The 20,647-nt window shown below is 32.6% G+C and carries 18 protein-coding genes, 4 tRNA genes and 1 pseudogene; 10 read left to right on the top strand and 13 right to left on the bottom strand.

Annotation, left to right across the window (positions count from 1 at the left end; genetic code table 11):
* Positions 1-17 precede the first annotated feature (17 nt).
* Positions 18-2,732: an alanine--tRNA ligase gene (gene alaS, locus ACAM25_RS11745; RefSeq protein WP_369609898.1), complete on the top strand. Its 2,715-nt coding sequence runs from the start codon at positions 18-20 to the stop codon at positions 2,730-2,732.
* Positions 2,692-3,312 carry a DUF434 domain-containing protein gene (locus ACAM25_RS11740; protein WP_369609897.1) on the top strand — a complete coding sequence of 207 codons (621 nt, stop codon included), beginning with the start codon at positions 2,692-2,694 and terminating at the stop codon, positions 3,310-3,312. Before alaS ends, ACAM25_RS11740 begins: the two co-directional genes overlap by 41 nt.
* On the opposite strand, the gene ACAM25_RS11735 is transcribed toward ACAM25_RS11740, so the two are convergent.
* The 4 genes and pseudogenes from ACAM25_RS11735 to ACAM25_RS11720 all read right to left on the bottom strand — a co-directional run bounded on the left by ACAM25_RS11735 (position 3,305) and on the right by ACAM25_RS11720 (position 6,549).
* A complete protein-coding gene (locus ACAM25_RS11735; RefSeq protein ID WP_369609896.1) occupies positions 3,305-3,658 on the bottom strand; it encodes a hypothetical protein in 354 nt (117 codons plus the stop codon). The genes ACAM25_RS11740 and ACAM25_RS11735 overlap by 8 nt on opposite strands.
* Before the next feature lie 36 nt (positions 3,659-3,694).
* Positions 3,695-3,782 (bottom strand) — tRNA-Arg (locus ACAM25_RS11730).
* 390 nt (positions 3,783-4,172) lie between these two features.
* The gene (locus ACAM25_RS11725; protein ID WP_369609895.1) at positions 4,173-5,825 is read right to left on the bottom strand and encodes a hypothetical protein; all 1,653 of its coding nucleotides are present in this window, start codon (positions 5,823-5,825) and stop codon (positions 4,173-4,175) included.
* A gap of 98 nt (positions 5,826-5,923) precedes the next feature.
* Positions 5,924-6,549, bottom strand: a pseudogene (locus tag ACAM25_RS11720) (IS1 family transposase).
* A gap of 133 nt (positions 6,550-6,682) precedes the next feature.
* Here ACAM25_RS11720 and ACAM25_RS11715 point away from each other — a divergent pair.
* The 5 genes from ACAM25_RS11715 (at position 6,683) to ACAM25_RS11695 (ending at position 10,655) form a co-directional block, all read left to right on the top strand.
* Positions 6,683-6,755: transfer RNA gene (locus ACAM25_RS11715), tRNA-Gln, on the top strand.
* 429 nt (positions 6,756-7,184) lie between these two features.
* Positions 7,185-7,940, top strand: coding sequence for a hypothetical protein (locus ACAM25_RS11710; protein ID WP_369609894.1), 756 nt, complete (start codon positions 7,185-7,187; stop codon positions 7,938-7,940).
* Positions 7,941-7,985: 45 nt separating this feature from the next.
* Complete coding sequence (locus ACAM25_RS11705) at positions 7,986-9,233, top strand: phosphoglycerate kinase (protein WP_369609893.1); 1,248 nt, start codon at positions 7,986-7,988, stop codon at positions 9,231-9,233.
* Entirely contained in the window at positions 9,220-10,251 is a 1,032-nt protein-coding gene (locus ACAM25_RS11700) for a phosphorylating glyceraldehyde-3-phosphate dehydrogenase (protein WP_369609892.1), read from the top strand. The genes ACAM25_RS11705 and ACAM25_RS11700 overlap by 14 nt, the downstream gene beginning before the upstream one ends.
* Positions 10,248-10,655: a universal stress protein gene (locus tag ACAM25_RS11695; RefSeq protein WP_369609891.1), complete on the top strand. Its 408-nt coding sequence runs from the start codon at positions 10,248-10,250 to the stop codon at positions 10,653-10,655. The genes ACAM25_RS11700 and ACAM25_RS11695 overlap by 4 nt, the downstream gene beginning before the upstream one ends.
* On the opposite strand, the gene glyA is transcribed toward ACAM25_RS11695, so the two are convergent.
* From glyA to speD, 6 genes are all read right to left on the bottom strand, one after another.
* The gene (gene glyA / locus ACAM25_RS11690) at positions 10,648-11,949 is read right to left on the bottom strand and encodes a serine hydroxymethyltransferase (protein ID WP_369609890.1); all 1,302 of its coding nucleotides are present in this window, start codon (positions 11,947-11,949) and stop codon (positions 10,648-10,650) included. The genes ACAM25_RS11695 and glyA overlap by 8 nt on opposite strands.
* Positions 11,950-11,975: 26 nt before the next feature.
* Positions 11,976-13,211, bottom strand: coding sequence for a hydroxymethylglutaryl-CoA reductase (NADPH) (gene hmgA, locus ACAM25_RS11685; RefSeq protein WP_369609889.1), 1,236 nt, complete (start codon positions 13,209-13,211; stop codon positions 11,976-11,978).
* On the bottom strand, positions 13,192-13,602 hold the full coding sequence (locus ACAM25_RS11680; protein ID WP_369609888.1) for a Zn-ribbon domain-containing OB-fold protein: 411 nt from the start codon (positions 13,600-13,602) through the stop codon (positions 13,192-13,194). The genes hmgA and ACAM25_RS11680 overlap by 20 nt, the downstream gene beginning before the upstream one ends.
* A gap of 5 nt (positions 13,603-13,607) precedes the next feature.
* A complete protein-coding gene (locus ACAM25_RS11675) occupies positions 13,608-14,696 on the bottom strand; it encodes a thiolase family protein (RefSeq protein WP_369609887.1) in 1,089 nt (362 codons plus the stop codon).
* The gene (locus ACAM25_RS11670; protein ID WP_369609886.1) at positions 14,696-15,742 is read right to left on the bottom strand and encodes a hydroxymethylglutaryl-CoA synthase; all 1,047 of its coding nucleotides are present in this window, start codon (positions 15,740-15,742) and stop codon (positions 14,696-14,698) included. Before ACAM25_RS11670 ends, ACAM25_RS11675 begins: the two co-directional genes overlap by 1 nt.
* 147 nt (positions 15,743-15,889) lie before the next feature.
* Positions 15,890-16,276: an adenosylmethionine decarboxylase gene (gene speD / locus ACAM25_RS11665; RefSeq protein WP_369609885.1), complete on the bottom strand. Its 387-nt coding sequence runs from the start codon at positions 16,274-16,276 to the stop codon at positions 15,890-15,892.
* Positions 16,277-16,389: 113 nt separating this feature from the next.
* On the opposite strand from speD, the gene ACAM25_RS11660 reads away from it, so the two are divergent.
* The gene (locus ACAM25_RS11660; RefSeq protein ID WP_369609884.1) at positions 16,390-17,229 is read left to right on the top strand and encodes a hypothetical protein; all 840 of its coding nucleotides are present in this window, start codon (positions 16,390-16,392) and stop codon (positions 17,227-17,229) included.
* Positions 17,230-17,276: 47 nt separating this feature from the next.
* Positions 17,277-17,366: transfer RNA gene (locus ACAM25_RS11655), tRNA-Met, on the top strand.
* A gap of 548 nt (positions 17,367-17,914) precedes the next feature.
* Here ACAM25_RS11655 and rpiA read toward each other — a convergent pair.
* Entirely contained in the window at positions 17,915-18,574 is a 660-nt protein-coding gene (rpiA, locus tag ACAM25_RS11650) for a ribose 5-phosphate isomerase A (RefSeq protein ID WP_369609883.1), read from the bottom strand.
* 84 nt (positions 18,575-18,658) lie between these two features.
* Between rpiA and ACAM25_RS11645 the strand changes: the two genes are divergently transcribed.
* Positions 18,659-18,755, top strand: a tRNA-Leu gene (locus tag ACAM25_RS11645).
* A 163-nt stretch (positions 18,756-18,918) separates the two neighbouring features.
* Here ACAM25_RS11645 and lysS read toward each other — a convergent pair.
* Positions 18,919-20,325, bottom strand: coding sequence for a homocitrate synthase (gene lysS / locus ACAM25_RS11640; RefSeq protein ID WP_369611675.1), 1,407 nt, complete (start codon positions 20,323-20,325; stop codon positions 18,919-18,921).
* Between the two features lie 43 nt (positions 20,326-20,368).
* Complete coding sequence (locus ACAM25_RS11635) at positions 20,369-20,644, bottom strand: hypothetical protein (protein ID WP_369609882.1); 276 nt, start codon at positions 20,642-20,644, stop codon at positions 20,369-20,371.
* Between the last annotated feature and the right edge of the window lie 3 nt (positions 20,645-20,647).

Here is a 20,647-nt window from a genome sequence, read left to right as displayed (position 1 = left end):
TCTTATCTATTTAGATTATGGTTCAACTAAATGAAAATGAGTATCGTTTGAAATTCTTTTTGAATAATAATTATAATAGAAAAATTTGTCAAGTTTGTAATACCCCGTTTTGGACCAAAGACAAAGATAGAAATGTTTGCGCTGATGTTCCTTGTACTGATTATTATTTCTTTGACTTAGACATAAAAAGTCCTCCATTAACTGTGAGTGAGGCTAGAAAGAAATTCTTAAGATTTTTTGAAAAGAAAGGACATACAATTATTCCACCTAAACCAGTTCTTGCAAGATGGAGAGAAGACTTATATTTAACAATTGCTAGCATAGTTGATTTTCAACCATTTGTAACTAGTGGAGTTGTTCCACCCCCAGCTAACCCACTTGTACTCTCACAACCATGCATAAGGCTAGAAGATGTAGATAATGTGGGAATAACATTCGGAAGACACTTAACAGCATTCGAAATGGCTGCCCACCACGCTTTCAATTATCCAGATAAGCAAGTTTACTGGAAAGATGAAACTGTTGAGCTTTCAAAAGAATTTTTCACTGAAGAGATAGGAATACCAGAAGAACAACTGAACTATAAAGAATCTTGGTGGGAAGGGGGAGGAAATGCTGGACCGTCATTTGAAGTTACAGTTGGAGGATTAGAATTAGCAACCTTAGTATTTATGCAGTATGAAATTAAAGATGGAAATTACATCCCGCTTAAGTTAAAGATAGTTGACACTGGATATGGAGTTGAAAGAATAGCTTGGTTTACCCAAAAAACACCAACAGCATTCCATGCAATCTATGGAAACTTAGTTTACACTTTCTTTAAAAAGATAGGAGTTCCTCAAGTAGATGACGAATTATTAAAAACAGCTGCAATATTCGCTGGAAGAATAGACACTGACAAACCAGAAACTATTAAAAGACATAGAGAGGAAGTTGCCAAAAAATTAGGATTAAATTATAATTATGTAGACCAAGAATTAATTAGAGCTGCAAGAGTATTTCAAGTTTTAGACCATACTAAAACAATAGCGTTGATGTTAGCTGATGGCTTAGTACCATCTAATTCCGGTGAAGGCTATTTAGGAAGGCTTTTAATAAGAAGAGCTTTAAGAGTACTAAAGCTTCTGGGAAGCGACATAAAGCTTTACGAATTAATACTAGAGCAGATTAATTATTGGAAGGAAGATTTCCCACAGATGTTAAAGAATAAAGACTACATACTTGATGTGGTTAACGTTGAACAAGAAAGATTTAATGAAACCTTAACTAAAATCTCAGCTATTACTACTTCACTAGCAAAGAAGAAGGAGATTTCCACGGAAGAACTAATAAAACTTTATGATTCTAATGGAATTCCACCGGATTTATTAGCAGAGGAAATAAGGAAGAAGAACCCAGAAGTAAAAGTTGAAATTCCACATAACTTTTACGCTCTAGTAGCAAAAAGACATCAATCAGCTCCAATAAAAGAGACTAAAAAGGAGAAATTACCAAAAGATGTAATTGACTTTGTCTCAAAATTACCTTCGACAAGAAAATTATATTATGAGGATCAATATAGACGAGAGTTTACCGCAAAAGTAGTTGGAGTTTATAAGAATTATTTAGTGTTAGATCAAACTACATTTTACCCAGAAGGAGGAGGACAAATAGGGGATACTGGAATAATTAAAGATGAAAAAGGAAACACTTATCAAGTTACTGATACTCAGAAAGTAAAGGACATTGTAGTTCACATCTTAGATACAGAACCACAATTAAAGGAAGGGGATATAGTTTACGGAGAGATAGATTGGCAAAGAAGATACAGAATAATGAAACACCACACAGTAACTCATGTGATACTTTCTGCTGCAAAAAAAGTTTTAGGAGAACATGTATGGCAAGCTGGAGCAGAAAAAACTCCACAAAAAGGAAGACTTGACATTACGCATTACAAACCATTAACAGATGAAGAAATAAAGAAAATAGAAGACTTGGCTAATTATATAATAAACGATAGGAGACCAGTTAGACCAGTTATAATAAACAGAACTGAGGCAGAAATGAAGTATGGCGTTTCAATATATGCAGGTGGAGTACCAGAAGGAGCAGATGTAAGGTTAATTGAAATCAAAGACTGGGATATTGAAGGATGTGGAGGAACACATCTATCTAATACTTCTGAAATAGGTGCTTTGAAAATAATAAATGTGGAGAAAATACAGGACGGCGTAATAAGGCTTGAATACGTCGCTGGAGACATGGTGGCCCAATATGCGAGACAAGAAGAAGAAGAACTGAAAGAATTAGCAAAATACTTCTCTACTTCTCCAGAACAATTAGAAATCAGAGTGAGAAGATATATTGAGGATATGAAGAATAAGGAAAATCTCCTAGATTATTATAGGAAATTAATGCTAGAAAAAATTGAGGATATAAGCAAGAAAGAAAAAATTAATCAAAACACGTTATATGTATTAAACATAGTAGATGAGGAATTAAGTAAAGAAGCTATGAGAAAACTCACATCAACAAAGGGTACTATAGTATTAAACATTACAAAAAGAGGAAACGTAAATATAGTTGAAATAGCTACATCTAACGACCTTAAAGTAGATAAAATAATTGAGGAACTAAGAAAGATAGGAGGAAAAGGAGGAGGAAAAGGAACATTTGGTAGCATAACAATAGAGTTAAGTGAGGATAAAATTGTCAATACAGTTAAGTCAGCAATTACTAATGGCTTATGAGGACTACAAATACTTACTAAATAGAGGTTATAATAGAAAAACTTCTTTGGATCTTATAACTGGAAGATATAACTTAAACAAAAAGGAAAGACTTTTACTTTACAGATGTACCCATTCAGATGAAGAAATAAAATCAGTGAAGGAGAAAATCATAACTTCAAGTAATCAAATAGTAATTGATGGTTATAATTTAGCAATAACTCTTCTTTCAGCAATTTATAATGATGAGATATTCTTATGTGATGATGGTTTCTATAGAGATCTTGGGTTAGGAAAAAGAAAAAATGACAATGAAATAATAGATGCATTGCTCTTAATTTCTGAGTTTCTAAGTAATAAAGAATTGGACTTCATGATATTTCTTGATTCACAAATAAGTAAGAGTGGTGAAATAGCAAAAATACTTAGAGAAAGAAACATCAAAGCTAAGGTAGTTAATAAAGTTGATAAAGAATTGATAATGCAAGAAAGTACAGTTAGCAGTAACGATTTTTTGGTCTTAAGCAAAGCAAAAAGAATCTATGACGTATTAGGAGAAATAATTAAAGTAAGTGGAATAAAAGTTATTAGTATTAAATAAAAGTATGAGGTTTTACTTCAGTTTTAGGTTTCAAAGCCTCAACGACTAATATATTATCTTTACTTACTTTCCTCACAAGATAAGCAATTAAGATCTTTATCTTCCTCTCTTTAGCTTTTTTCAAATCATATATAGTACCTTTTAACTCATTAGCATATTCAGAGTCAACTAAGTAAATTAATTCGTCATCCTCTCTCATAGACCTAATTTCTTTTTCTATTTCAGCAGCTATCTTCATTATATTCTCGTCTTCAACATCTTTGACTAACCTTAATGTCTTACTTGCCGCCTCAATTATTCTGTCTTCATTCAAATCATGTATAATGTCAAAGATTTCGTTTAACACAATATAAAATATTCAATTAGAACCTTAAATATATAGCGGACCCGCCGGGATTTGAACCCGGGACCACCGGCTGTCTACCGGCCGTTAGGAGGCCGGCGCTCTGTCCTGGCTGAGCTACGGGTCCAGTACCACACAAACATAGTATCTTTTTGTTCAAAAAGTTTTCCTTTAAATATTGTCTTTCTTAGCCTAGATAAAGATGTAACAAAAAAAACTGATAAATTGATCATAAAGAGCCAACAACGTGGATAAACCTAGTACAATCTAAATCATGTCATGAAACTTTAGGAATATTGTGATTAAATAAGGATTAATTTATACTACTTGGAATATGATATTTGCTAGTCCACCCTTAATTAGATCATTTAAAGATATTTTTGATCTAAGTTGTGATACTATAGACATAATCTTAAATTAAATAAAACTAAGATTAACTTTTGCAATTAATGATACTCTTGGTTATCTCCATAATGCTGTCATGTAGTTAAAAATTTTTACATACATTTTATTAAGACTAATATAAAACTTCTTCACTGAAACAATAAATTCCTTGATTACTTAAATACTCATTTATTTTTTCCATTAAGAAACTAATTATCTCGTTTTTATCTAATCTAGCATCAACATCTCCTATTATTCCATTTAAGTATTGCTGTACTTGTTCTTCGTAAATAATTTTTTCATTTCTTGGTAAGTTGGGAAATGATTCAATACAAGAGTACGCTTGATTTAAAACATAATTATATATTTCATTTAATTTTTCTATGTATTTTTGCGCATCTTTAACTATTTGATCCTCACTATCCCAAGCCTCTACAGCCATCACTGCTGCAAATGCTATACCACTTAATACACCAGAGCTAATAAGACTACTTATTGCCCTCTTAGCCTTATCTATAATTTCTAACAGATAGTTAACATAATCATTAACTTTTAACGCTTCTGCATACTCAATAATATCAGAGTACTTAGTACTATCTGGAAGTTTAACTACCGGAAGAACATAAATGCCTAACTCAAACTCGAGGGAAGGAATTTGAGACAAAATACTTCTATCTTGTGTAATACTATTACCTATTTTTGCAGTAAAATCTAATATTCCACTAACTAAACCAACAACACCATAAGTACTACAATTATTAGAAGCATTAGGATCAAAATTACTTAAATATATAGGAGCACCTAATGACACAAAATTAATAGCTGTGTTAAAGTAATCATAAAAAGGCGGATATAGCTCAACTTTAGTAGAATATAACGGCATTAATTTTGGTGGGGCTGCTATTATATAAGCTAGACCCAAAAATAATTGTGTTGCATATCCACTTATATCTAGTGGAGTTGGGTTAAAGAACCCTACATATGGATAAGGAAATTCACTACTTATCCTTAAAAGTTCTCTTCCACCACTAGTAAATGTCTCAGAAATATATCGTGAACCTTCTTTTATATAATAGAAGTTAGTTCTATATCTTAATGCTAGATAGTTTATATATGGTTGGTAAGATAGCATTTCTATTAAGTGATTACTATTCTTAAATATTCCAATGGTCTCTTTATAGTTTTTGGCTGGAGGAAAGGAATAGTATGTTGGATTTATAAAATTTAAATTTCGTTTAGCTAATAGTGGTATTACTACTAAATTCATATATTTGGTAACATTCACATTATTATAACTATACAAACTTCTCAATTTTTGCAAATATTTTTTACCTTGTAATTTGACTCCTCCAGCTATTTTAACGTCTCCTCCACCAAATACAGTACCACCTTGATATACTAGTAAGTTTCCGGAAGCCCAATAGGGAGAGAAGCCTCCAATATAGAAGAGTATATCTTCTTTGTCCTCCGGTTTTATTACAATTCCTTGCCTTATAATATCGATTAATGATTGTGTATCACTTAACATTCTCTCGCCAGTTGCAATAGCTGGGTATAGTTGTATCATTTTGTTTACATAAGCATTATAGTTTCCATCTAAGAAGCATTTTACTGTTTCATAAGTTAATATAGATTGAGCAGCTGCTGCTAATGTAGTATAACCAGCCATTAAGGTGTTGTACATTCTTTGAAACTCTAGTCCTTCTCTGGCATACTCATATAATAATTCGTAATAACCTTCTGTTTGAGGTACAATTTCTTGTAACTGTTCTTTAGTCAAAGACATAAATATAATGTTTTTATTAATATTTATAAACTTTATCATTATAGTGAGTATATTCATAGTGTCGTCACGAAGGTATAAATTCTGGTACAGATCCTCTCTCATGATACTAACGCTAATGAATACTTCATTATTTCAATGCTCCTATTAACAGCCTTTGTTACCCTCTTGAATCTAACTACCGTGCAAAGATGAGTGAAGAACCTCATTAGGATTAACTGGTGTGTTGAGTAGAAGGTAATACAAGTTGTAATCATCAGTTACCCTTCTCATTGCCTAAGTTCATTAAATGTACTCTCATCACGATCCTGAAAATGAAACATACATACCATTACTAGAGAAAAGGAAACTCAGTAAAATTATAGAACGCTTTCTTATTCCTCTTTAAGTAAGTCTACATTTCATTAATAACACCCTCATTAACATAGTCTCTAGCCCTACTCAATCAACTTCTCATACTTCCTCTTACCATACCTCTTAATCCACATAAAAACAGTACCTAAAGGTACATTTAAAACACGAGAAATAGCCCTCATACTATTAGAGTACATTTCTAAAGCTTTTTCCCTTACACTCTTATCATAACGATGCTTAGCACCCTCAAGAAATATCCTACTACAACTCCTACAAAGATATCCTGCATACACTTCTTAACAACATGATTACTACCACAAGAAGGACAAGTAATATCCCTATAAACAGATTTCCTACAATAAGTAATACTCATTATACAAATATATATCTTCATGAAGACACTAGGGATAAGATTTACTGTTATTTACTCCTCTATATTTTCCGATTCTTATAGACACAAAAATATTGGCGTAAGATTTAAAATTCTATAATTTATATATTAAATTAGCCGGGTCGTCTAGCGGTCAAGGATCGAGGGCTTTGGCCCCTCGGACCAGGGTTCGAATCCCTGCCCGGCTACCTTATTTTAATAACATAATTTTTATAATGTTTTACTGATTTTGGTATATTAAACTTGCTAACTTCGAACTTTTTAATTCCTAAAAACATAATTCCTATAATTTACATAGGAAAAATCGTCTGATTTAAGTACTAAATTATTTAGCAAGCTAAGATTTGAGAAGGAGCCGAAGAAATAGCTCGTTATTATGAAAGGGTTTGATAAAAATAATTAAAATACTCATGCTGATAATTCAAGTAAAGAAACACACACGTATTAGATTTGGAGAATGTTAATTATTTCTTGCAAACAATTTAACTAAAATAACTCAAACCAATCAAACTCAAAAGGTATGAAAAGTATAACTTGTAAGAATATAACCCTACTTAACTTAACATAAATTAACGTTTATATTCCACAACTCAGAAATAATAAAGAGGTTAATTGTTTTGATAATGAAATTTTTTAAACGGCACGATGATGACAATTCTTTTAGTATTACAGATGAGTTTGGAGAGTGGTTAATACTTCGAAAGAATCGAAACGCCTCAATAATTAGGGCTATGATAGAAAAAACTATGAAAAAACTAAAAGTAAAGGATTGGGATTTTAGTTTACTTTATTACGTTGAAGACGAGAAAATTAAAGGCTTATTTTCTACTAAAGGTATGTTAACGTTCCCTGATCATATTAGGGAATTGGACTTTTATAATGCGTTTAAGACTGTGTCCTCAGATTATTTAACTTTAGGGGAAATGAGATTAAGTAGGTTAAGGGCATGTAATATCACATTTCTTTTCTTTTCTGCTGATCTTCTTGTTAGGAAATCTCCAAAAATTGAGGAAGAACAGATTAAAATGCTATTGCCACCCAGGGGGGCTTACGGATATGAGATACCTTACGTCATGAAAGATTTATTTATTAAAATGATAGAAAGAACGCTTGAGTCTTCATGTAGTTCAGCTTCTTTAACCCTAAATAATGGTAGTTTTGAATCTGTTTACCAATGTAGGAGTTCAAAAGAGATTAATGTAGAATCATTAAAGGAGACTTTTTCATATTTCTCATATGAAGAACCTAAAGTATCTTTGAAAACTACTTCTCCTAGAGTTGTGGAGATTCAAGTTAGTATTTCAAAATTTAGGACAAAATATTTAATTCCTTTGTTGTGGGGAAATATTTTAGCCTCAAATATCGTTTGTTAAATCCTACTTATTTATATACCTTTTTTCTAATCTTAAAATGAGATTATGATAAAAGTGGCTGATCTTAATATTCCAGTTATAGAAGATTTAGACATAAATAATAAGAAAGTTTTACTTAGAATAGATATAAATTCTCCAGTAGATCGTAAGACTGGAAAATTATTAGATGATTCTAGAATAAAAGCGCATGCTGAAACTGTAAAAGAATTATTAGATAGAGGAAACTCATTGGTTATTATTTCTCATCAAGGTAGACCAGGGGATGACGATTTTATTTCTTTAGAAGAACACTCTAAGATACTTTCCAAGTACGTAGGGAAAGAAATAGAGTTTGTAGATGATGTTATTGGCCCTTATGCTAGGGAAAGAATATCTAAATTAGGAAAAGGAGAAGCAATATTGCTTGAAAATGTTAGAATTGTTTCTGAAGAATTAATTGAGGCACCACCTCAACAGCAATCTAAAACTTTCTTAGTTAAAAAATTAGCTCCGTTAGTTGACTACTATGTTAATGATGCTTTTGCCACAGCACATAGAAGCCAACCTAGTTTGGTAGGATTTCCATTAGTTAAACCTTCAGCGGCTGGAAGGATAATGGAAAAGGAAGTTTCAGCTCTCTCAAAAATATTCAATAAAGAAGATTCACCTAAAGTCTTTGTCTTAGGAGGGAGTAAAGTTAGCGATACATTAAAGATTATTGAACATTTGTCAAAAAATAGAGTAGCTGATAGAATTTTAACTGGTGGTTTGGTTGCAGAGTTATTTGCTGTAGCTAAAGGAATAAATTTAGGTAAAACTAATATGCAAGTTCTTGAAAGTAAAGGTCTTTTAAGTTTAGTCCCAAGAGCAAGGAAAATTCTCTTATCTGGGGCACCATTAGAAATTCCAGTAGACTTTATAGTGGAAAAACCAAATGGTGAACTGTCTAGTGAGCCCGAAAATAACGTTACTGGAACAATTAAGGATATAGGGCCTACAACAGTGGAAATTTATTCATCGTTTATAAAGGAAGCTAAGGTTATAACATTAAGAGGACCTATGGGAGTTATTGAGGATGAAAGATTTAGAGTAGGAACTAAGAGCTTACTGAAGGCATCAATTGAAAGTCCGGGTTATGTAATAATTGGAGGAGGACATATGATAAGTATGTTAGATAAAGATGTTGAAATTAATCCTAATAAGATTCATGTTTCCACTGGTGGTGGAGCATTACTTTTATTTTTAGCCGGTGATAAGTTACCAGCGTTAGAAGCTTTACATATGTCATGGGTGATGAATAGTGGCAAAAGTTAAGGTTGCAGTAAACGGTTATGGAACTATTGGAAAAAGAGTTGCGGATGCAATAAGATTACAGCCAGATATGGAATTAATAGGGGTGGGAAAAACTTCTCCGAATTATGAAGCAATTTTGGCAGATAAAAAAGGAATTAAAATATATACAGTAAAGGATAATCTAGGTAAGTTTGAAAAGACAGGATTAAAAGTAGCTGGTACAATAGAAGACATGGTAAAAGAGGCTGACATAATAGTTGATACTACTCCTAATGGTGTTGGCGCCACTTATAAACCCTTATATCAAAGTTTTAATAAAAATGCATTATTCCAAGGTGGAGAGAAGGCTGATGTTGCTGATATATCTTTTTCAGCACTATGTAATTATAATGAGGCTAAAGGTAGGAAGTACATTAGAGTTGTCTCTTGTAATACTACTGGTATGTTAAGAGTTATCTGTACAATGAATAAGCTAAGTAAGGTAGAAAAAGTTAGGGCTACAATAGTTAGAAGAGCTGCCGATCCAAAAGAAGTAAAACGAGGACCTATAAATTCGATTGTTCCAGACCCAGCTTCAGTACCTAGTCATCATGCAAAGGATGTTTTGACAGTTATAAAAGGATTAGATATCGTTACAATGGCTGTTATTGCACCTACTACTTTAATGCATTTACATACAATGGTATTGACTGTAAAGGATAAGGTAACTAGAGAAGACGTTATTAATATTCTTTCAAATACACCAAGAATAGTATTAGTAAACTCTTCTCGCACCACTGTCTCATCAACTGCTGAAATAATTGAAGTTGCTAGAGATATGGGAAGATATAGGTATGATATTCCAGAGGTTGTTGTATTTGAAGACTCAATTTATACTAATGGTAATGAAATATTCTTAATGTACGGTGTCCATCAAGAGTCAATAGTTGTACCAGAGAACATTGATGCAATAAGAGCTTCTCTAGGTTTAATGGATAAAGAAGAGTCAATTAAAGTTACAAATGATACTTTAGGAATAATGAAAGGGTATTTGCTATGAGTGAGCCAACATACACTGTAAGCTTTTGGTTAAGAAAAATTCTAGTCCCTATTGACGGTTCAGAAAATAGCTTTAGAGCGTTAGAGTTAGCTATTGATTTTGCAATGAGATATGGATCACAAATATCTATAATTCATGTTTGTGAAGAATGTAATGAACAGGCAATGAAAGAGAAAGTAGAAAAAAGAGTAAATGGAAGAGTTGATTATGATTTTAAGATATTGAAGTTCTCAAGCAAAGAAAGCAGTGTAAGTAATGAGATATTGAAATTCTTATCAGAAAACTCTTATGATGCAGTAATATTGGGTGCAAGAGGATTGTCCATAAATAGTGATATAAATATTGGTTCTGTAGCATTATCTATATCTGTTAATGCACCTACAACAGTTATATTAGTTAGATGAGTAATGGCAATACCTTTCCGTTTGAGTACTTTGATAAGTCTACGTTGAATGTGTACTTAACTTCAAGATAGTTCTTTCTGAATTCAATTACTTTTTTCTTAACTTCTAATGGATCTTTTCCATCTATAGCCACCTCTCTCATTAATTTTGCTATTTCTCTCATCTCATTTTCCCTCATTCCAAACCTAGTCATTTCTTGTACTCCAAGTCTTATACCACTAGGATCTTTAACTGCACTTGGCGGATCGTAAGGTAATAAGTTCTTATTAGTTATAATGTTTGCATCTTCAAATAGTTTAGCTATTTTTGCTCCACCACCAAGATTTCTTACATCTATTACGACTTGATGGCTTTGAGTATAGCCTAAATGTTCTCCAATTACTTTAAATCCTTCAGCAGCTAATGCTTCAGCAAAAGCCTTAGCATTTTTGCTTATTTGTTTAGCATATTCCTCACCAAAATATTTCATCTCTAACGCAGTAACTGCAGTTGCTGGCAATCTATGTAAATGATGATTACTTACGAACCACGGAAATATTGTGTCTGAAACTTTCTTAAATATTTCATCTTCATTTGAAAATATTGCTCCACCTTGAGGGCCAGGAAATGTTTTATGAGTGGAAGATGTCATAATGTCTGCTCCTTCTTCTAAGGGATTATGCCAAACTTTGCCAGTTATTAAACCATATACATGAGCAGCATCGTAAACTAATTTTGCACCCACAGCATGAGCGTGAGGAGCTAACTCTTTAACTGGATGAGGAAACAAATATAAGCTTCCACCTAAGACAACGAACTTAGGTTTAACTTCTTCAATCATTTTTATTGCCTTATCTACATCAACATTCATCCTATCAGCATCATAAGGTAATTCTATATGTTCAATTCCTAAAGCACCTAATGTTCCAAATTTAGTATGACTAACATGTGCACCAGCTTGAACTGGAGCAATTAACGCTTTTTCGCCCGGATTTGCTAAAACTCGAAACACTGCAGCATTTGCAATTGTACCACTAGTAGCTCTTAAATCACAATGTTTAGTGTTTGTAATTTCATTCATTAATTGCATTGCTAAAGTTTCAATTTCATCAACATATTTAGTACCCTGATAATACCTTTTGTAAGGTTTGCCTTCAGCATATCTTGACATAAAATCGCTCATGTACACTGTTTCAGCTAAAGGACTCATTACATTCTCAGACGCTATTAAGTTAATTACTTCAGTTCTTCTCCACTTATTTTGTTCTCTTGTAAGCTCAATTATCCTTTCAAGCTCTTTTGGAATTTGACTCATGTGGTTAAGTTAAATTTTCATAGATTTTAAACTTTGGCCCCTCTACCTAATTTCATATGAGCCTTTCCTAGTTCCTTATTGGCTAATGCAGCAAGTAAGTTTAATTCTCCCGCAAGTACTGTTGATGCAATAATTTCAGCGAACTTTTTAGCATTACTACCAGGTGGATTCCCTGGACCTGCAACACCCATAATTGATAATGCTTCTCTTTGAGTTGGTAATCTAGTTCCTCCCCCTACTGTACCAACTTCTAATGAAGTTAAAGTTACTGAAATATATAATCCTTCTTCTCTTACTTCAGTCCATGTATATCCAGAACTACTTTCGACAACTTGTGCGACATCTTGCCCAGTGGCAATAAAAATAGCAGCTATTATGTTTGCAAAGTGAGCATTAAACTGAAATATTGTTCCTGCTCTTGCTCCTCCTAACCAATTCTTTCTTAAATTAACTTCATGAATAAGATTTGTATCTGATTTTAATACTGTTTTTACAATCTCGTGCGGAATTAATGCTTCTGCCACAACTGTCTTCCCTCTGCCATGTAGTGAGTTAATTTGAGATTGTTTTTTATCGCTACACATATTTCCACTGACTGCAACACATTCTGCTTCTCCAAATTCTCTCTCTATAAACTCACAAGCTTTTTCAGTAGCTATAGTAGCCATATTCATACCCATAGCATCTCCAGTCTCATAAACAAACCTCAGCCATACATTATTGCCTAAAACAAATGGTTCAATATTGATAAGCTTCCCATGAGAAGTAGTGCTTTCAGCAACTTCTTTTATTTTGCTAAAGTTTTTCTTAATCCAATCTAAAAACTTACTAACTTCCTCTATGCTATCGAGTTTAAATACCGGTGCTCTTGCCATTCCATCAAAAATAATCTTTACTCTTGTACCTCCACTTTTGGTAACAGCCTTAGCCCCTCTATTTACACTAGCAATTAATGCGCCTTCAGTAGTTGCCAAAGGAACATAAAAATCACCTTTAGCATAATCGCCATTTACCTTTAATGGACCTATAACACCTACTGGTATTTGAATACCACCTATCACGTTTTCAGCATTTCTATTTTTTATCTCGCTATAATCAAGAATTGTAGAACCAATAGAAGGTAATTGAGTATTAGTAAGTCTTTCTATCGCTTGCCTTCTAGCTACCATTGCAGCATTTGCTTCTAAAAAATTATCTATTTCATGAAGTTCAATTTCACCTTTAACAGCTTTATTAACAATCTCATCTATTATCTCTTGCATTATTTATCACTCTAAATTTAATACCATACTGTATTAAACCATTAGTTGAATCAGCAGTAATCCTTCTTAAAACGGCTTCAACTTCAGATCCCTCTTTAATATCTTCAGCCTCAGTAAGGGGAGCAAGTATCTTTATTCCTTCATCTAATTCAATAAGTCCGATAGCCATAGGCATAGCTTTTTCGTATCCTTCTCGAGATTGATAGGAAATTGTATACTCAATTAACTTCCCATGTCCCTTTGATACTATTTTCTTTACATTAGTTGAGCCACAAGAATTACATAGAGGCTGATATGGATACATTACGTTACCGCAATTTTCACACTTACCTAACGTTACTGAATAGAGAGTTTCTTTTAATCTCCAATTTTTAGGAGGACTTATTCTCATAATAGTCACCTCCTTAAGACGGAAACATAAGAAGAAGTTGCTAAATCATCTGTTGAAATTATAATTCCTTTTTCACCAACCGCCTTTCTTCCTGGAAAATCGCCTCTAAGTTGCATAACTATTTCAGCTAATTGATACATAGCTGTTGCAGCTCCAGGGTAACCTCTTGCCTTTAACCCGCCACTATAGTTAACTTGATAAGATTCAAATTCGTTTAATGATTTCCCTTTTTCTAAGCCTAGTTCTTCTAGTTCTAACGCTGCAATTATACTATAGGAGTCATGCAATTCTATAATATCGTTCTGAGAAAGAGAGTAATTAATCTCTTTCAATGCTAGCTTCAATGAAGGCAAATCCAAATCATAAGAATAATCAAAACTAGCACCAGAAATTTTATCTAAATAAACTGGTGTATCAGTATATTTCTTAACTATTTCGTCATTTGTCATTAAAATAATGCTTGCACCATCACCTCTAGCAGCAGTATCAAATATTCTTAAAGGCTCAGCAACTAACTGTGATGAAACTATAGTTTTTAGATCAGCTTTAAACCTTAGATAAGCATAAGGGTTTTCGACTGCATTATCATGCATTTTTATAGGCCAATTTGTAAAATATTCATATGAAACGTTATATTTTTTCATATAAAGTTTTGTTAATATTGCAGCATAAGCATGATTAGTTAAACCTAAATGATACTCATGTTCATGAAGTAAATTAGTAGCCAATACATCATTCAATTGTTTCGAATTTAGATCAGAAAATTTATCAATACCAACTAAAAGGACAGAATTAGCTAAGCCAGACCTTATAAATGAATAAGCTGTATAAATGGCTGCGCCACCATTATCACCATTCTCTACTCTTAAGGTTTTTGCTCCTTTAAAACCTAAATAATTAGCTATTTTGACTGCTGACAATGTAGATTTGTTTATGCTCTCCATATAGCCGCTAGAAACAATAATAATATCCGGTTTTGGTCTCTCCTTTAATTTAGTTTCTAATTGCTTGTATACCTCTATGGCTAGATCTTTTTCAGAATATTCATAATATCTGTCAACTTTTGTTAAAGAAACTTCGGCAATAGATACCATTACTCATACACCTTGTATTTATTAGTTGTCTTTGCGTAATAGGAATAAGGAATAACTTTCTTGTTATTAATATAGTCGTCAACTTTAGGAGCTAATTTTTGTCTTTCTTCTATTTTATCAGTAACTAATATGCTAAATGCATCACTCCCTGCACCACTTCCGAATGGAGCCACTAGGATTCTTTGATTAGGTTTAGCTATATCTAAGATTTTAGCCAAGCCTAATAATGCTGAAGCATTATATGGATTTCCAATATAAGGAGATACAAGACCTTCTTTTACCTTTTCTAAGGGTACACCTAGTTTCTTTGCAACTTGTAATGGAAATTTGCCATTAGGTTGATGAAATACAAAATAATCAAAATCGGAAATGCTATATCCTCCCTCTTTTAACAAGAGTTGAACTGCCGAAATAATATGAGCAAAGTAAGCAGGTTCTCCAGTAAACGATTCTCCATGAAGTGGATAAGGCATACCATCCCTTCTCCAAAAGTCTGGAGTATCAGTAGTATATGAGGTAGAATACTCAATTATGGCTGAAGATTCGCTAGCTGGACCTACTACATAAGCTACAGAAGCTGCAGCAGAGCTTAATTCAAGTACATCTCCTGGATTAGATTGAGCTACATCACTACCTATAACTAAACCATATTTAATTTTATTTGAGTCTACCATACCAGCTATCAGCCTTAAACCTACAGATGCTGCCCTACATGCAAATTCCAAGTCTGCACTTAATGTCTCATGTGAAATTCCTAGCGAATCAATTATTATTGTAGAAGTAGGCTTAACAGCATAAACTTTTGATTCTGATCCAAAAAGTACAGCCTTTATCTCTGATGGATTTACTCTTGCCCTACTTAGTGCATTTTTAGCTGCCTCCCATGCCATAGTAGTAGAATCCTCATCAAATGAAGGAACAGCTTTTTCGGTTAAGCCTAAACTTTTTACTACACCTTCATCATATCCCCATAATTTTGCTATCTCTAAGACATTTAATCTATAACGAGGAACATACGCTCCCCATCCTATTATACCAGAACTCATCAGCTATACTAAGGAGTATTTAAAATAAAAAGAGTTTCTACAAATGTCTATGAATTCATAGACATTTGTCGAATATCAATTTAAAAATCAAAAAAATATCTCAATTTAGATGATGAGAAAAAACGTATGAAAGATGATTTGCTCAGCTCACTCTGAACTCCTATCAGCGTAAAACATTTGATACCGCTTAGGCTTTAGTTTAGAGACTATATATTCAAAAGCAGCTTGAGGATTACTATTTTCGCCACAAGTATAAACGTCAAGGGTTGCATAGTTATATTCAGTCCATGTATGTAATGCTATATGGCTTTCTTCCACGAGAGCTATAACTGAAACTCCGCCTTTCCTTCCTCCAAATTCCCATGCTTTGCTTTCTACTAATTTCATGTTAGCTATTTTTACAGCTTCTAATACTATTTCATGTAAAAATTCTTTGTCGCTTAATATCTTTGGATCTATATCGTATAGATTTCCAAAAACATGTTTTCCTATTATTCTATCTTCTGAAATTAGAGAAATAGTTTGGGTTTCCATCTCTTTTCCTAAGGCCCTCCAATAGTCTTTTGATAAAATAGAGATTAATAAAGTAATCTATTCCTATAGCTCTTTGAATTAAACTCAAATACCACGCTTAAGAATTACCACTGATGAAAGGAATTTATATTTTATCAATTGCAATAATATTAATTATAATACTTGGTGTATTATTTTATTATGAAGATATTAATTTCCATGTTATCATTACACCTTTTTCTACGACATATGTAAACCAACAAAATGGAGGATATATAATAAAACTAAACGTAACGGCAATTAATGATGGATTTTTGCCTATGAATTTGAATTTAAACGTGGAAGTCCAAGCAAATTTAGCATCTACTTCTTCATTGATAGGGGGTGAAAAAACTTATTCTAATACCACTACAATTTATGTGGGCCCATTTGGTAAAAAGTCAGTAATAATAACTTATTACATGCCTTTAAAACTTAGATTCATATCAAGCATTATATTAACTGGCAACGGGTATTATAATTATAAGGTTACACAAGAAGGAACTACAAGCTTAATAAATGAATTAAATCACATGATTTCAAATGTTTCCAGTTATATTAATTATCACATAACATTAAAATATGATAATATAACATTAAAACAATCTGGCGCTTCACCATTTCCAGTATACCCAATATACATTACAATATACTCGAATGGATCAATAAGTTCTAGTTGGTATTTATTTATTTACCCTAGTTTACTAAATATTAAAAGTGGAACTTATGCTTTGCAGATAAAAACTAATTCGTCTACAGTATATAATAGCACAGTTAGCATACCATATAGTGGCAACTATATTTTTGCTCATATATTAAGCACGCCGCCTATGAATAAGGATTCAGAATACATCGCGAACGTTACAGTGATACTAAAGAATAATGCAGAAACATACTTAACCATGTTTACTATCTCAATATATCCTTTCCAGTAAAGACAAGGGATTAAACTTTATAAGCATATAAGAATATTTATTTATGCGCCGCCGTAGCTCAGCCTGGTTAGAGCGCCGGACTCATACGGTAAATAGGGGACATCCGGTTGTCCGGGGTTCAAATCCCCGCGGCGGCACCTCCTGTGAATTCTTCCTAAATTTTACGGTTTTTATGTTCTTAGATGGAGAACGAAATTAACGCAAATTGATAAATCATTTAACGCTCAAGTATATCCTCAAATAGTTAAAGGTTTGAATATCACGGATCCGTATTAATACTTTCATGCATTATTTTGCTTCTTTTAGGAGATATAAGGTAAGTCGCTGAATTCCTGAATATTAAGAGTCTTATTTAAATGTAATTTAATGATTATTTCTAGTTTATTAGTTCCTAATGATTAGCTCTTTTTTTAGCGTAATTATGGGAAACAAGTATTGGCTAGGTAAAATTCCCTTAAGCTCCTTTTACCTTAAATATTGATCTAAATATTTATTTAAGAAATTCTTAAAATTAAAGGAAATAATGAATCATAAAGGATCTTGTAGATAAAATAATAAAGGTACTAATTTCACTTATTTTTCTAAAAAAGAAAAATATAAATCGTCTAAGATAATTAAAAAGTATTAGATTCAGTGTGTTTAAAGAACTAATCCTTGCAGATAATAATTCTCATAAAAACACTTTTTATAATATGGTTACTCTTCCGTCTTCGTTGGCTAAGTATATTTCATAGTCCTTTCCACAAAAAATTCCACTTTCTATAACTGAAGGAATAAATTTAATTTTCTTTTCAAATTCACATAATTCTTCTCTTTTAACCTTCACATCAAGAATAGGATTTCCGTTATCAGATATTATAGGACCTATCTTTCCATTACTTTCTCTGATTTTTATCTCATATCCTTGTTTCTTTAAATCAGAAATCACATAAGACAAACCTACATGGACAACTTCAAGAGGAACTAAATACTCCTTTTGGTCTTTAAGCTTAGTTTCCTCTCCAATAAAGATTTTCGTGCTAGAAAAGTAATAAAGCATCTTCTCTCTAAGCAATGCAGCTCCTCCACCCTTTATCATTATTTTATCGGAAGTTACATAGTCAAAACTATCTATATATATTTGAGGCTTAACACCAGAAAAAAGGCTAAGCACAACTCCATCTCTCTTCGATATTTCTAATTCTGTATCTATGGAACTAGCTACAAAATACTTTCCTTGTATTAATTTTTCTTTCTCTAATATTTCTATAAGTTTCTTTACTGTCCTGCCAGTGCCTAAGCCTATTATCTGATACTCCTTTAACTTGTTAACAACAAACTGAGAAACTACCTCTTTTGGATCCATGATGAGAAAATTCTACTAAACTAAATAAAAGGTTTAAGACAAGATCAAAACCTATTTAAGCATATAATTATTATAATTATTTAAGCGGGGGTGCCCGAGCTGGTCAAAGGGGGCGGACTCAAGACCCCGAGGGGATATCCGCTGGCGAAGGCCTGCGTGGGTTCAAAGCCCACCCCCCGCATCCTAAAATCCCATTACTGTTACGTTTATTAATCAAGGAAAATATGCCAATGTCATAATAAAATAGTTTTTAGTATTAAATTTATAATTTTCTAGATTTTTATAGAAGAAGCTATGATTTTCTGGTTTTATCTAGCATTAAACTTTTCACCTATGAATAAAAATTACATTTTCTTTAGGACTAAAGACGTTAAAGTAGAATTTACCCCTTTAACAGCTCTAATATTCTCTATAATCTGATTTAGCTCATTAGTATCTTTCGCCTCAACTTTTACAAGGACGTCATAATCACCAGAAATTTCCATGACTTCTTTTACGCCTGGTATAACTGCTAATCTTCTTGTAACAGCAGTTGTGTAAACGTTTGAATCACATTTTACAGATATTAATGCTTCAATATTTTCTGGGGGTTTTGGCTTTAAAACTCTACCCGTAACTGATTCAGCAATCTCTAGTAAATCAACATCTCTGTAGAATCTTACATTTGGATTTGATTTTATTTTTGCTAGAACTTGATCTAATTCTATATCGCTAAGCTTAACTCCTAATTTCTCAAATCTATCTTTTAATGCATGTTTACCTGTATATTTATCTATTACATAATCCCTACTTCTTCCAAATGTTTCAGGTGGCATAAACTCATAAGTGGATGGATCATTAAGAACTCCAGCAACATGTATACCAGCCTTGTGAATAAATGCATAGTCACCAGTAATAGGATAGTTAGGCGGCATAGGTATTCCGCTATATTTCTCAATTAAACTTGCTAATTGTTGTAATTTATTAAGCTTAACAACTTCAATTCCGAAATGATACTTTAATGCTGCAGCTATTACTTGTAAGGGTACTATACCGACCCTTTCCCCTAAACCATTCACGGTAGTATGAATTATTGTAGCACCACCTTCTACTGCAGCTAATGCGTTTGCTACTGCTAAACCTAAATCATTGTGGGCATGTATATCGAATTCTAATCCAGGAACTTCTCTTACTAAAGTGCTAAAAAGTTCTCTAGTTTTAGTAGGATACAAAATACCAACCGTATCAGCTATACTTACTCTATCAGCCCCAGAGTCTCTTGCAGTTTTACATACTTGTATAAGATAATTTAAATCTGTCCTGCTTCCATCTTCTGCTGTAAATCTTACTTTAACACCATGACTTCTCGCATAACTAATTGTTTCAGCTATTATGTTAAGTGCTTCTTCTCTAGTTACATGATGTTTTGCCTTTAAATGGATATCACTAACACCATAAAAGATAGCTATTCTATCTACTTCTAGCTCTGCCGCGACTTCTATGTCCTTTTTTACAGCTCTACTATGCCCAACTATCTCTGAAGTAATTATCCCTTCTCTTTTTAATTTCATTATCCTTTTTATCCCCTCATAAATGTCCGAAGAAACTGCTGGATGGCCAGCTTCAATCATTTGAACTCCTATATCAGATAAAGCCTTAGCTATTTCTACTCTTTGATCTATTGTAAATACTACTCCCGGTGTTTGTTCTCCTTCCCTTAATGTCGAATCAAGTATTCCTACTTTCATACTAGTAGTTTCTCTTTTAGTAATTCCCTTATAAATAGATCGGTAAAGAATAGGTTCGAATAAAAAACTATTTAAGAGAATTTATTATAAGTTGAATAACATTTTCCGTCCCTATTTTTGGAGAATATTTTTGCAAAATTTTTAATATCAAATCAAAAAAGTCCTTATTTTGCTTTACTATAGCAATATAATTAGAGTAAACAAAAATTAAGGACGAGGTTAAGTTGTTACTTTTTTCAAAATCATCTTCTATTTCATTAAGAATTTTAATAACTAAATCAAGGTCTACTTTTCCTTTATATTCCCTTAATGTCCTAAATTCTTCTTCGTTTAATATCGACATTCT

Source organism: Sulfurisphaera javensis (assembly GCF_041154675.1).
GTDB classification, from domain to species: domain Archaea; phylum Thermoproteota; class Thermoprotei_A; order Sulfolobales; family Sulfolobaceae; genus Sulfurisphaera; species Sulfurisphaera javensis.
This window is presented reverse-complemented; position numbering and strand designations above follow the sequence as displayed.

Excerpts from the sequence above, each read along its gene's own strand:
- ACAM25_RS11705 (WP_369609893.1), top strand. The coding sequence starts at position 7,986 with ATGATAAAAGTGGCTGATCTTAATATTCCAGTTATAGAAGATTTAGAC.
- rpiA (WP_369609883.1), bottom strand. The coding sequence starts at position 18,574 with ATGGATCCAAAAGAGGTAGTTTCTCAGTTTGTTGTTAACAAGTTAAAG.
- ACAM25_RS11675 (WP_369609887.1), bottom strand. The coding sequence starts at position 14,696 with ATGGTATCTATTGCCGAAGTTTCTTTAACAAAAGTTGACAGATATTAT.
- ACAM25_RS11725 (WP_369609895.1), bottom strand. The coding sequence starts at position 5,825 with ATGTCTTTGACTAAAGAACAGTTACAAGAAATTGTACCTCAAACAGAA.
- ACAM25_RS11660 (WP_369609884.1), top strand. The coding sequence starts at position 16,390 with ATGAAAGGAATTTATATTTTATCAATTGCAATAATATTAATTATAATA.
- ACAM25_RS11680 (WP_369609888.1), bottom strand. The coding sequence starts at position 13,602 with ATGAGAATAAGTCCTCCTAAAAATTGGAGATTAAAAGAAACTCTCTAT.
- glyA (WP_369609890.1), bottom strand. The coding sequence starts at position 11,949 with ATGAGTCAAATTCCAAAAGAGCTTGAAAGGATAATTGAGCTTACAAGA.
- ACAM25_RS11695 (WP_369609891.1), top strand. The coding sequence starts at position 10,248 with ATGAGTGAGCCAACATACACTGTAAGCTTTTGGTTAAGAAAAATTCTA.
- alaS (WP_369609898.1), top strand. The coding sequence starts at position 18 with ATGGTTCAACTAAATGAAAATGAGTATCGTTTGAAATTCTTTTTGAAT.
- ACAM25_RS11635 (WP_369609882.1), bottom strand. The coding sequence starts at position 20,644 with ATGTCGATATTAAACGAAGAAGAATTTAGGACATTAAGGGAATATAAA.
- ACAM25_RS11670 (WP_369609886.1), bottom strand. The coding sequence starts at position 15,742 with ATGAGTTCTGGTATAATAGGATGGGGAGCGTATGTTCCTCGTTATAGA.
- hmgA (WP_369609889.1), bottom strand. The coding sequence starts at position 13,211 with ATGCAAGAGATAATAGATGAGATTGTTAATAAAGCTGTTAAAGGTGAA.
- speD (WP_369609885.1), bottom strand. The coding sequence starts at position 16,276 with ATGGAAACCCAAACTATTTCTCTAATTTCAGAAGATAGAATAATAGGA.